General features: G+C 44.8%; 9 protein-coding genes. 6 read left to right on the top strand and 3 right to left on the bottom strand.

The genetic code is table 11. The annotated features are described in order from the left end of the window. The first annotated feature begins 26 nt into the window (after positions 1 to 26). The 6 genes from C5749_RS01935 (at position 27) to C5749_RS01910 (ending at position 7,034) form a co-directional block, all read left to right on the top strand. Entirely contained in the window at positions 27 to 1,517 is a 1,491-nt protein-coding gene (locus C5749_RS01935) for a RagB/SusD family nutrient uptake outer membrane protein (RefSeq protein WP_105725110.1), read from the top strand. A gap of 13 nt (positions 1,518 to 1,530) precedes the next feature. Next, positions 1,531 to 2,340 (top strand): DUF4843 domain-containing protein, encoded by an 810-nt coding sequence (locus C5749_RS01930; protein ID WP_181151253.1) that lies wholly within the window; start codon positions 1,531 to 1,533, stop codon positions 2,338 to 2,340. 10 nt (positions 2,341 to 2,350) lie between these two features. After that, positions 2,351 to 3,790, top strand: a complete 1,440-nt coding sequence (locus C5749_RS01925; RefSeq protein ID WP_181151252.1) for a PKD-like family lipoprotein — start codon at positions 2,351 to 2,353, stop codon at positions 3,788 to 3,790. Between the two features lie 25 nt (positions 3,791 to 3,815). After that, the gene (locus tag C5749_RS01920) at positions 3,816 to 4,958 is read left to right on the top strand and encodes an AhpC/TSA family protein (protein ID WP_105722516.1); all 1,143 of its coding nucleotides are present in this window, start codon (positions 3,816 to 3,818) and stop codon (positions 4,956 to 4,958) included. Positions 4,959 to 5,174: 216 nt separating this feature from the next. Then, positions 5,175 to 6,248: a mandelate racemase/muconate lactonizing enzyme family protein gene (locus C5749_RS01915; RefSeq protein ID WP_105722514.1), complete on the top strand. Its 1,074-nt coding sequence runs from the start codon at positions 5,175 to 5,177 to the stop codon at positions 6,246 to 6,248. Positions 6,249 to 6,269: 21 nt separating this feature from the next. Continuing rightward, on the top strand, positions 6,270 to 7,034 hold the full coding sequence (locus C5749_RS01910; RefSeq protein ID WP_105722512.1) for an SDR family NAD(P)-dependent oxidoreductase: 765 nt from the start codon (positions 6,270 to 6,272) through the stop codon (positions 7,032 to 7,034). A gap of 141 nt (positions 7,035 to 7,175) precedes the next feature. On the opposite strand, the gene C5749_RS01905 is transcribed toward C5749_RS01910, so the two are convergent. From C5749_RS01905 to C5749_RS01895, 3 genes are read right to left on the bottom strand one after another with little or no spacing between them, the layout of a single operon-like run. Further along, positions 7,176 to 8,030 carry an endonuclease/exonuclease/phosphatase family protein gene (locus tag C5749_RS01905; RefSeq protein ID WP_105725108.1) on the bottom strand — a complete coding sequence of 285 codons (855 nt, stop codon included), beginning with the start codon at positions 8,028 to 8,030 and terminating at the stop codon, positions 7,176 to 7,178. A gap of 17 nt (positions 8,031 to 8,047) precedes the next feature. Beyond that, complete coding sequence (locus C5749_RS01900) at positions 8,048 to 9,814, bottom strand: RagB/SusD family nutrient uptake outer membrane protein (protein WP_105725106.1); 1,767 nt, start codon at positions 9,812 to 9,814, stop codon at positions 8,048 to 8,050. Positions 9,815 to 9,822: 8 nt separating this feature from the next. Beyond that, positions 9,823 to 13,398, bottom strand: coding sequence for a TonB-dependent receptor (locus C5749_RS01895; protein ID WP_219847876.1), 3,576 nt, complete (start codon positions 13,396 to 13,398; stop codon positions 9,823 to 9,825). Positions 13,399 to 13,448: the final 50 nt, after the last annotated feature.

Raw genomic sequence — 13,448 nt, 5'->3', positions numbered from 1 at the left:
TTTTCCTTTTAGTCGACTATAAAAAAATGAAAAAAACGATTATATACACACTGGCCCTATTTACGATCGGGTTTGTCTCTTGCTCCAAATGGCTCGATATACAACCCGAAAGTGAAATTGATAGGTCGCTCCTTTTTACGACCGAAGCCGGCTTCAAAGAAGCCTTACTTGGCATTTACATACGTTGTTCAAAAACCGATCTCTACGGACGCGAGCTCACGGTAGGCACGCCGGAGGTACTGGCCCAAAACTATCAAATACAACCTGCTGACAACTATCGGTATCTACAGACAAAAAACTACCGATACAACGATACCGATTTTATCCGAAGAAAAGACGCCATTTGGGTCGGCATGTACAATGGGATCGTCAATGCCAACCTGATATTGGAAGAAATCGATGGAAAAGAAAATTTGTTCACGGGAGATAACTACCGCCTAATCAAAGGTGAAGCATTGGCATTGCGTGGATACTTGCATTTTGATGTGTTGCGTATGTTTGCCCCCGCTCACCGTGTCGCGCCTGAAGCACCGGCCATCCCTTATGTCACGTCCTATTCTAACAGAGCCACGGAAATGGCGACTGTCAGCAATGCATTAGACTCGGTCATAAGGGATCTCGAGCACGCAAAAGAATTACTTACCGACGATCCCATACGTTCCGCTGCCTATATCATAAATTACCCCACCGTAAGTGATACGCTACGTCATACAGAGCTCCATCATCCGGCGCTTTTTCTGCAGAACAGGCGGCATCGGCTCAACTACTACGCCGTATGTGGTGCCTTGGCACGGGTCTATCTTTACAAAGAAGATAAAATCAAAGCATTAGAAAATGCGCTTATCATCATTAATGCACAAAAATTTCCGTGGACCAATACCACCGATTTCTTAGCCGTTGCCGACGATAAGAAAGATCGTATATTGTATAAAGAATTGCTTTTCAGTTGGTATACCCCCACCTTAAATAACGCGCTGAACAGCAATTGGTTCACCGAAACACAGTATGGTATGTATCTCGATGATACCGATACACAAACCATTTACGAAACCTCCGATATCAGCGGTGATATGCGATATACACAGTGGTTTTCCACTTCCAGTGCCAGCGGCTCCTTCTATTCCACCGTCATAAAGTATAGGCGAAATCCCCTTGGTGACACATTTGCTGCAAACCTACACTATTTGGTAACTCCCGGCATCCGACTAAGCGAGATCTACTACATCGCAGCCGAATGCACCTTCGATACAGATCAAACACGCGCATTGAACTATTTCGACGAGGTACGCAGTCGTCGTGGAATCGGCAGCAAATTAGAAGTCAGTACCCTCGCCCAGTTCCAAACGGAATTACTAAAGGAGTACCGAAAGGAAATGTACGCCGAAGGACAGCTCTTTTATGCCTACAAGAGACTCAACGCCCCCATTATCGGGCTACGCGGTGAAATTATCTCGGCAAACCAAAATATCTTCGTATGGCCCCTACCCAATGATGAAATTATTTATGGACAGCGTTAAACACCTCAATTTTATGAAATATACGAAAGCACTATGCATATGCTGGTTTAGTCTAATCGTCGTATCGTCTTGCCAGAAAGCACCATTAGAAACATACAACCACCATTCAAACATCTATTTTAGTCTGGATTCGGTTTTACGTGACAGCATGATATTCACTTTCGCGTACGATATGAGCAAAACCGTGGACACCTTCTATATTCCCATTCAGATTATCGGGCATCGCATACCGTCCGACCGATCTTACCGCGCGTATGTTGAGCAAGATTCTTCTACCGCAATAGCCGGGCAACACTATAAACCCCTAGAAACACAATACCCGATGCCAGGCGATCAGGGACGTGATAGTCTGCCACTCATTGTCTACAACACCCCCGATCTAGAAAACAGATCGGTATCCCTCCTACTCAAATTACGTGAAAACGAAGACTTTGGTACTGAAAACTTACAGCGTATTCGTGCCAAGGTCATTCTATCTGCCCAGCTAGAACAGCCGGAATGGTGGAGCATGTGGCTTGGCAGTTATTCCCGCGTAAAACATGAGCTTTTTTATCTGGTTACCGAGCAGCGCAGCTTGACTATGGCAGGTATAGATGCTCCTCGAAATCTCTATTTCCGGGATATGTTGACCATGATGCTCAATAATCCGTTTACCTGGGTAAACGATCACCCAGAAAAAGGATACCTACTGACGAGCCCAGACAATGGTGCCACCTATCACTTCTACCACCAAGATAATCCAAATCGCACCATCTTATTAAGACGGAACAGCGGTACAGGCCAATACACGTTTATTGATGAAAATGGAATGGAGGTTCGATAAAATGAATACAATGAAACCGTTTAAAATATATGCTATCACATGCATAGCAATCATGATGAGCTGCCTGGCCAGCTGTTATAAAGACAAAGGGAATTATGATATTGACATGCCTCTCGAGCCCCAGGTAACAGGTCTGGATACACTCTATCACGCCGTGGTCGGTGACAGTCTGATTATCGAACCTAAGATTACGGGCATTCCTAGCGAGCATATCCAATGTACGTGGCGTATCGCAGTACCCGAAGAACTGTCGCCCGAACATAACCGCTATGAAGGGAACAGCCTACGCATCCCCTTTGGTCTTCAAGCGAAGCGTTATAGAGCGCGTCTTACCGTCACCAATACCCAGAATGGCATGAAGTACTTTCATACGTTCTACATCCAAGGTGTGACGGAATTTTCCGTCGGATCGCTCGTGTTGAGCCAAGATGGCGGTGTAACGAAACTCTCCTTTATAAAACCGGATGGCACCGTGCAACCCAATATATATGAAGCTATCAACAATGAACATCTGCCCAATGATCCATTACATATCCACTATCTTCGAAATATGAACACCGGCGGCCTTCCTTTAGCCTATTGGATCATCACGAAACATGGCGGTGTAAGACTTAACGTCAATGATCTGCAAAAAGAACAGATCAAACCAGGCACCTTGCAGGAGAACTTCTTTCTTCCGCCTGCAAATATTGAAGTAGGATCGTTAAAAAATCATCGTCAGGGCGTACTCATGGGGATTATTAATCATAAATTCTATGGAGGGACAACGAGTACTTGGGATCAAAATGATAATTACGGCATGTTTGGAGCATACGCCCCAGGAAATTATACGCTAGCACCCCAATTTATACTCACGACCATTGGCAGCAACGTCAGTATGATTGCCTACGAAAAAGAGCGAAGGCAATTCGTACGCCTGGAAGTACAGTTAGGACCGGTTTATTTCGGCACACAGTATAGTGTCGATAATACAGATGCCTTTGATCCACAAGATGTCGGTCTCGATTTGATCCAGATCGTGCAGATCAACAGTGCAGATACCTATGCCTATATGCAAGACGCCGAGGGTCAACTATTTGAACTGAAATTTACGGCGGCATTTAATGCAAATCCATTTACGTTCCGGCCTATGCACAAGCGGCTTTTCGCGCGCCAAGAATGGATGCACGCCGACACCAAATTGCTGGCAACCCAAACCGGTTATATCTATATAGCTGCTGAGAACAAGATATATCGTTACAATCCGTTAAACGAACAGATTCTGGAATTGGAAGCAACGTTTAGCAATCCGGTTACCATGCTTAAGTTGGATGACGATCAGAATACCCTTATTGCCGGATCAGGCAACAGTATATACAACCTGGATATCCGGACAGGAAGAAATGGCAATATCACCGGCAAAATAGACGGTATACCCGGGCAGCCGATAGATATGGTCTGGAGAAGATAAATAAAAAACAATAGAACAATCGTATATGAACATTTCAAAATTAACAGCAGCATTAGTACTCCTCTCTCCGCTTGCCCTACAGGCGCAAGAGAATGGATTCCAACTGCAAGGCACGGCGCCACAAAACTTTAACGGAAAAAAAATCTACCTCGACTACATGCGGGATGGCCATAGCATGGCAGACTCGGCAACCATCCAAAATGGTACGTTTTCCTTTAGTGGGGCGGTAAATGAACCCAACTATTCGCGTATGGTATTTGACCCTGAAGGTAAAGGAAAGATGATGGTCCAGAACGATGGGGATCGGCTTTACTTCTATCTCGCAAACGAAACCTATAAGATGGCGATTACCGATTCGTTGCGGACAGCCAACATTACAGGGTCCGCCACACACGAGGCGTACACCGCCTATGAAGAAGAAATCGGCGGCGGGTTTATGGATATCATCGACGCGGCCAATAAGGAGTTTTCCGGCGTAGATCAAAATGCACCCGATAAAGACGCGCAGTATTTGGCGATACGAAAAAAATACGACGCCAAGTTTGATGAGCGGCGCGAAAAAGAGTTTACGTTTGCCAAAAACAATCCCCAGTCTATCTTTTCGATCGACGCGCTGAAGGATGTGGCCAACAAAAGAAAACTCTCCGAAATAGAACCCGTATTCCAACAGCTGTCAAAAGAAGTAAGACAATTGAGCGCTGCACGGGAACTGGAGGCGAGGATATTAGCCGATAAAACCATTAAGGTTGGTGCGAAAGCACCTGATTTTGCCCAACCGGATGTAAACGGCAAGGTGGTCAAAACCTCCGATTTCTTGGGCAAGTACCTGTTGATTGATTTTTGGGCTAGTTGGTGTGCACCCTGCCGTGCGGAAAACCCGCATCTGGTGAAAGCTTACGAAAAATACCATGCCAAAGGATTGGAAATTATGGGCGTGTCCCTGGACGACAATAAAGGTAAGGCTGCTTGGCTAAAAGCCATCGAACAGGATGGTTTACCGTGGATACACGTGGCTGATTTAAAAGGCTGGAGCAATGAGGCTGCTGTGCTGTATGGTGTACGTGGTATACCACAAAACTATTTGGTCGATCCCACCGGAACGATAATAGCTGTCAACCTTCGCGGCGATAAAGTTGAGGAAGAGCTGGCGAAGATATTTGCATTATAAATCCACAAAAATACGGAAGCTCCCGAGACGATTGTCTTGGGAGCTTCCGTATTATGGATGTAATTCTACTTTATAGGTTACATGGTCTGGATGAATGACGGATTAACAGGATGCCACAGGACACCTATCTCTACTATATTATATACCTTGTAAAGCTCGATTTATAGCGGTTGAATACTCACCGGTAAATCTTTTCATAAACCCCGTAGATTATTTATGACTAAAATTAAGAACTTCAAGTTATTCAAGGCAAATGCGTCGTTGAGCAAGCCAATATCGGACGCAACGCATACACTCACAGAAATCTCCTTTATCGTTTTACGGATCGAAACCACATCAGGGGTTATTGGAGAATCCTACCTTCTCAGCTTTCAGTACAGCCCTAGAGCGATAATTGGCGCTTTGAAAGACATAGGCGAGATGGTTATAGGCGAAGAGGTACATGATATGACAGGCTGTTTTGAGCGTATAAATCAAACCAACGAATATTTCGGGCTCGAGGGGATAAACCGGTGGGCGCAATCAGCTTTCAACATTGCCATGTGGGATGCTTGGGGCAAAATATTAGGACAACCCATTTGGAAAATTCTTGGTGGAGCTGCGCGTCCCATCCCTATCTATGGAAGCGGTGGCTGGACCTCATATACCATCGACGAACTTATTGCTGAAGTCACGGACTATAAACAACGGGGTTTTAAAGCGGTAAAAATAAAAGTAGGAAAACCAGATTGGAAAGAAGATTTAGAACGGTTAAGGTGTGTTAGAGATGCTGTGGGTCTGGATATAGGGATTATGATGGATGCTAATCAAGGGATGGAGGTGCCAAATGCGTTATCCTTGGCGAGGGCCGCCCGAGAACTAGGTATTCACTGGTTCGAAGAACCTATCGACCATACTGATTTCCAGGGATATAAACATTTACGCCATCAGGCCGGCATATCGTTAGCAATGGGTGAAAGAGAATATAGTTCGCTCCCTTTGCGGGAATTGATTAAACTTGATGCGATCGATATATGGCAACCGGATATTCTTCGGCTAGGCGGAGTCGAAGCATGGAGAGAAAGTGCTGCAATGGCGAAAAGCAACCATATTCCAGTTTTACCCCATTATTATAAAGATTATGATGTTCCTCTTTTATGTACCATTACCAATGGTACCGGTGCCGAATCATTTGATTGGATAGATCCGTTAATCGATTATCCGCTAGAAATCAATAATGGATTAGCGTTACCGCACAACCGGCCGGGATGGGGTTTCTCCTTTAAAGATAGCCTTATGCAGGAGATATAATATAACAGATAAAGTAATTTTATGGATTATCTTGAAAAAATATTTTCTTTGAAGGGACTTCGAATCATAGTTACGGGTGCTTCTAGTGGTTTGGGGTTGAGCCAGGCTATTGCATTGGCCAATTGTGGAGCGACTGTCTTTGCACTAAGCAGAACGGGAACGCCGAAAGTCGAAGTAGACACCACAATTCCCAAAACCATCAACTTTGATAAGCTTGACGTTTCGTCTTTATCGGACATCCGTCGCAAATTTGGTGAAATTGGAGACACTGGCGGCATAGACGTTTTGGTAAACAATGCCGGCATAACGCAACGCGTGAGAGCGGAGCAGATCAGTGAAGAACAATGGCGATCTATCCACGACGTCAATGTAGACGGTGTTTTCCGGTGTTCGCAGGCGGCCTATCCATTTTTAAGAAAATCTGCTCACGTGGGAAGAGTTATCAATATCGCTTCCATGGCATCCTATCTTGGTTTTTCCGAAGTAGTTCCCTATTCTTCTTCAAAATCGGCCGTGCTGGGAATCACAAGGGGGTTAGCGGTAGAATGGAGTCATGATAATATTCTTGTTAACTCCATATCACCGGGGTGGTTTCCCTCCCTTATGAACCAACAGGTGATGGACGCAGACCGAAAAGAAAAAATATTAAATAGAATGCCGCTGCACCGTTTCGGTCGTCCGGAAGAACTCTCCGCCATGACATGCTTTTTAGCCTCGCCGGCGGCAACTTATATCACCGGACAGGATTTTAGTGTAGACGGCGGTGCGCTAGCTTTTGGTTTCTAAAATAAGTAGATTCCAAGTTTTTTTCCGATGCGGGATAGATGGAAATATCGGGTAATAAAGGCAAGCCGGGAAAACCCACCAAGCGTAAACACCCGAGACGAATATCTCGGGTGTTGATAGGATTTCAGGAAAGACCTCGTATTATTTCCAGCGCAACTTCGTTACCACAGGCATATGGTCTGAGGGATAGCGCATATCCAGTGCATCCACCAGCACACCATATTTTTCCACTGCGACATCGTCCGTTAGAAACACATAGTCTATCCTATGTTTTGCAGGCGCATGCCAATCAAAGGAATTGGTCGTCCCAACAGGGCCATATGGCTGCGTTTCGCTGACCTCATATGCATCGCTCAGCTGTTCTTTTATCGTCTGGATTTGCTGCGTTTCCGGAGTCGAATTAAAATCTCCTGTAGCAATCACCGGTAAGTCAGCAGCAATCTCTCGCACCTTATTCACTAAGAGCTTAGCGGATTCCTCCCGGGCCTTTACCCCCTGGTGGTCAAAGTGCGAATTAAAAACAAAAAACACCTTGCCATTTCTTTTATCTTGCAGCTTTACCCATGAACATATCCTATTGCAACAAACAGCATCCCAGCCTAGCCCAGGCACATCGGGTGTTTCACTAAACCAGAAATCACCCTTATCCATCATCTCAAACTTATTTTTGTTGTAAAAAATTGCCGAATGCTCCCCTTCCATTTTCCCATCATCTCTCCCAACACCGACATATTCAAAATCTCGAATCTCGTTTATATCCCTAAGCTGATGAATAAACCCCTCCTGCGTACCCACGATATCAATCTCATGAAAGATCAGGAGGCTTTTAACCATCTCTTTTCGATATTCCCACGCATTAAGACTATCCCGGGGCGTGTCCATTCTCAGATTAAAACTCGCTACCGTAAATTCCGCAGCCGGCTGTTCTTGCTTGCATGCCGTGTATAACAACAACAAACACCATACTCCATATATACTACTCTTAAATCTTTTCATAGCTTTTTTCCATCTAATTATTTCCAACCCTCATTCTGTCCCAAATTTTCATTGCGTTCAATATCTACAAGTGGTATAGGATAGAGATATTTTCTATCAGCCCATTCACGCGGTCCCGGATTCCAGATAATCTCGCCGGAGGTTCCATTGGATAGCCGTATTTGACCAGCCGTGTCGGACGTAGCCACTCTGACAAACGCAATTCCAGGCGTAGAAGAACTCGGCCGGTCACCTTGATAGAAACACACATCCATTACCCCATCGTTATTCAAATCATATTCTCCGAGCGCTGGCACATATATACCGTTCATCTTCGAAGACTGAAAGAGTTCACCCAGCTTCCACCGAATTAGATCATCTGTTCTCAATCCCTCAAAAATCATTTCGACGGCACGTTCGCGCAATACTTCCAACATGACTGGATCGGTGAATTTCCCTTTGTAGTAATTGACCAAGTACGGATCAGCCGATGTAGGTAATACCGACGCTGCCGATGAAGCGATCCCTGCTCGTTCGCGAAGTGCACCTATGGTATTACCCCACTCCGAGACACTCATTTCTCCCAATTCCGCCAAAGCTTCCGCTTTATTCAATAAAACCTCCGCCCAGCGCATGATAATATGCGCGTTATCGTTTCTGCTTTCATCATCATAGGGAAAACGTTCGTCATAACACCATTTTATAGGTTGATACCCCGTATAAGTCTGTGTAAAATTCGGTGGAGAAATAACAGGTACGCCATTTTCTGTCCGGTGATAATCGCCAGATCGTATCGTCTGTTTAAGCCGCAAATCACGATCCTGCACCTCGTTAGCAAAAGTTGTCGTGATATAATCGGGTGCATCCGTAAAACGAGAGCCATCTAAATTTAGATACATCTTAACAAAATCCCGTGTTAAGCTTGGCCTATTTCCAAAAGTCGGGCTGATGAAACGTCGATTTGCCGAACTGAATACCTGTAATCCAGCATCCAATGCCACGGCAAGCATCGTTTCATCTGCATATGGCACTTTCGTGATGAAGAGCTCCCGGTAAGCGTTCTCTAGGTTAGCAGCTCTATGCAAAGTGAAGCCCGTGATCTGATTGGCCTCTTTTACCACCTCCCTAAACCAGCGCTCAGCCGTAGCTGTCTGCTGATAGTCGGTGTGGTACTTACGGAAAGAAGCCTCATGCAGACAGATCCGCGTTTTATAAGCCCGAGCTACATTTTTTGTTACACGCGTAGAGGTCGCATCCGATTCGAGGCTGATATGTTCAATCGCATAATTCAAATCCTCGAGTACTTTTTCCATTACCTCAAAGCGGTCATTTCTTCCAGCATATAGTACACCCTCATTATCAATATCTATGGTGTTTTCCACCCAAGGAACATCTCCGAAGCGTTTAACTTTATCAAAATAAAACAGCGCTCTAAAGAAACGAGCCAAACCAATAAAATGCTCCTTATTCTGAACCGGACTATTTTGTGCGTTTTCGATAAAATAATTGATATTGCGCAGGGGTTTCCAGTCCCATCCCGTGCTGGTGATAGGACTCAACGCATTAGGCGACAGAAAATTGTCGACTCCGTTGCGTGCAACAAAATCCGACAGATCATCTTTTTGGAATACCCCTACATCCGGAGTGGGTAAGATATCATAAAAAGAGTTGGCATATAGCTGCATGCCCGATTCAGACCCAAAAATTGCTTCATTGGAAGCCGTATCTACGGGTATTTCATCCAACTCGCACGACGTAGCAATAAGGGCTAGTAGCACATATATATATTGTAGCTTTTTCATCATTATCATATTTAAAATCCAACTGTAAGACCTAAAGCGAAAGCTTTCAGAACCGGATAATTATACCCGTCACCGCTATTTCCTCCACTTAAATCCCTATCCGATCCGTAGATATTTGTCACATCCGTATCTTTCGTCCATTTATACATTGGCGACCAAGTCCATATATTTTCTGCTGACATATACAGCCTTACTGTGGATGCGTTGATTCTGGAAGTGACTTTTTGCGGCAAATTATAGCCTATTTGGAGATTTCTCAACCTAATATAAGCCGCATTCTGCAAATAGCGATCATTAGCGACATTTAACACCCTACCACTACCCTGTGCAATATAGCCTACAAGACGAGGCAAATACGCATCAAAGTTACCCAACTCTTCACGGTACATATTGGCTTCATGCCACCTTGGATAAGCATTGTATGGGCGGTTATACTGCCCCCAGAAGCGGGACTCTGGAGAAGGATACCAGTCTTGTTTCAGCACACCCTGTAAAAATGCAGATACAAATATACCGTTCCAATCACCTCCTAAATTGATCCCGAAAGTGTACCTGCTGGTGGAGTTACCGATTATTGTTTTGTCACCGGAATTATCAGCCTGATTAAGGCCTTGATAAATCACACCATCGCCATCCAGATCTTTGAATTTTAGATCTCCAGGATAGTTTTTACGCGTATTGGTATTCGGAACATTCGTTTGAGAAGCTGAATTGGCAATCTCCTCTTCCGAACGGAAAAGGCCCTCTACCCGATATCCCCAGATCTCACCGATTCTTTGGCCAACATAGTAGTCGGTCAGCAGTTTGTCCGCATTGTTGTATTTGGTGACTTCAGCCGTATAATCTGCCAATACAAAACGTATATCGTAGTTAAACGGTTTATTGCTGAGTTGGAATCTATCTTTCCAGGTAACATTTACTTCCCATCCTTTTGTTTGCAAATCAGCATAGTTACCTTTTGGTACGTCCGTTCCGAAAATTGCTGGCAGTGTGGGGCCAACGGTAAACATATCCGTTGTGGTACGTTTGTAATAATCCCCCACAAATTGTAAGCGATTATCCAGTAGTGCAAATTCCAAACCGATATTGCTGGTTGCCGATTTTTCCCATGTCAATCCGGCGGGGACAACATTCGGCTGACTTGTCTTTTGCGGGCGCGATCCCGCAATAATGCGTTCTGACTGGCTAATCGTAAAGTTTTCCAAGAACGTATACGGATCGATGTTGCCATTGCCTAACATCCCGTATGAAGCTCTAATCTTCACATTTGCCAGGTATCGAGGATTCACTTTCCAGAAAGATTCTTCCGAGAGTCTCCAACCTGCCGAAGCCGAAGGGAAGAAGGCCCATTGTTGGTCTGAGGGGAACTTAGATGATCCATCATAGCGGCCATTAATTTCGAGCAGATACCGCTCCATAAAATTATAGTTCATCCGAAAAAACCCACCGGCTATTGCCCACTTTTTTAAGCCACCTGTCGTCACAATGCCTTGCCCCAGGGCTAAATTGATATCCTTCGCATCCGGATAAACGATACCATTTCTCCGTACAGTCAAATTGTCGTAGCGAGACTGTTCGTAATTATATCCTAAGAGGAAAGAGAAATTATGTTTATCTTCAATGGTCGTGGTATAATCTGCATACACATTCGTCGCCATGTATTGCGTAGTCTGTCTTCTTTCTTGCAGATCGTTCGTATTTGTTCCGGTGTAGCCGATCACGCCCTCATAGCGGCTATATGGCACTTGTACCCGGTTTTGCTGCGCGCGAATATCCGTAGTCTGGAAAGTAAAATCTGCGCGGATATTCAATTTTTTATCCAAGAAACTTGCCACAGCCCCGGTTCTGTTTTTTAAGAACCGATGTTCACTATCTACGCCGTTTCTGCCTAAGTAGTGGTCGCCCACGGTGTAAGCTGCCGAGAAAGAAAGTGTACCATCCGGGTTCAAAAGTGGGGCTAATGGATGGCCCTCATCCGCCAAGTTACGCCATATACCACTTCCCTCACCAACATTGATCGGTTGGAAATATTTCATATTAGAATACTCAGTATTATTATCGACCTGTAACCATGACGTCAGGTTTACTGCGCCCTTCGCCCGCAGATTATACATCCCATAATCATCACTATTATAGCGGAATAGCCCGTCTTGTCCATTATATCTACCACTCAGATAATACACCACCTTCTCGCTACCACCCGAGACGGCGATATTATGATCTTGAGCCATAAGGTTATCTTTGTACAATTCCCTGTACCAATCCGTACTGTAAAAATACATATACTCGCCGGTTGTTGGGTTTACCTCCACGCGCGGCAGGGAAGGGTCTTCCCAACGTCTTTTGATTTCGGCCAAATAGGCTGGAGAAAATGGTAAAGTTTTATTGATTGCCGTAGGGTTCGTTCCGCTGTCATTCCAATTGGACCACGCATCATTAAATCCTTTCGCCCAGGGATACGAATCCGTAATATTATCCGGCACAGTAGTCGGCGACTTTAAGGACATATTTGCATTGTAAGTAATAGCTGTACGCCCTTCTTTCGCAGATTTTGTCGTGATCAGCACAACACCAAATGCAGCTCGTGCGCCATAGATAGATGCCGAGGCCGCATCCTTCAGTACCGAGATATTTTCGATGTCGTTCGGGTTTAACATTCGAGGATCTCCCTCTACCCCATCGATTAACACCAAAGCATTACCACCCTGACCAATTGACGTAGTTCCCCGAACATTAAAAGCAGGCGATTGCGTAGGTTTTCCGTCCAACATCTGTATATTCAAGTTCGGGACAGCTCCAACCAGGCCTTGAGCTACATTGGTAATCGGCCTGTTTTCAAATACTTCGCCACCAACTTGATCTACCGCTCCCGTCAAGTTTACTTTCTTCTGCTGTCCATAGCCAACCACCACGACCTCATCCATACTGTGTACCGACTCCTCCATCTGGACCTGCATGCTGGTACGATTCCCCACTTGAACTTCCTGGGATTTATAGCCCACAATAGAAAAAACCAAAACGAGATCCGATTCGCTGGATACGATCTCAAAACGGCCGTTTTCCTGTGTAGCTGTACGGTTGGCTGTACCCTTCTCACTTACCGTCACATTGTACATCGGTTCGCCAGCGCTATTGGTTACTCTACCACTAATGGTTCGCTGTTGTGCAACGACCGTTACTGCTTTTTTGTCTAGCCGCACAGTACGTGCCGACTTCGCTGGACTTACAATAATATTCTTGTCCACGATCTTATAATCCAATTGGTTGGCTGTCAACAAGTCTTTCAATGCAGTCTCTAGCGTCACGTTTTTCAGGTTAACATTAACCCTAGCCCTCGTTTCCAATACAGATTCGGCATAGAAGATATTATAGCCACTTTGTAGCTGGATATCTTGAAGCACCGTGCTAAGCTTTGTATTCTTTTTCGCGAGCGTTATCCGCTGTCCATAGGTAAGCGCATTTACTTGTAGAGTTGCAGCCAATAAAAGAGGTATTGCCAATGACAACTTCATACATATAGGGATTGAGGTAGTATTTTCCTTCTTTCCATAAGGATATCCTACCAGATTTTTTTTGTTACTTTGCATCTGGTTGATTATTTATTCGTTAACATTCAATCAATCGTCTTTACCAAAGA

This window comes from Sphingobacterium gobiense (assembly GCF_002980575.1).
Taxonomy (GTDB): Bacteria; Bacteroidota; Bacteroidia; order Sphingobacteriales; family Sphingobacteriaceae; genus Sphingobacterium; species Sphingobacterium gobiense.
Note: the sequence above shows the minus strand (reverse complement) of the source record. Positions and strands in the feature narration are given on the sequence as shown.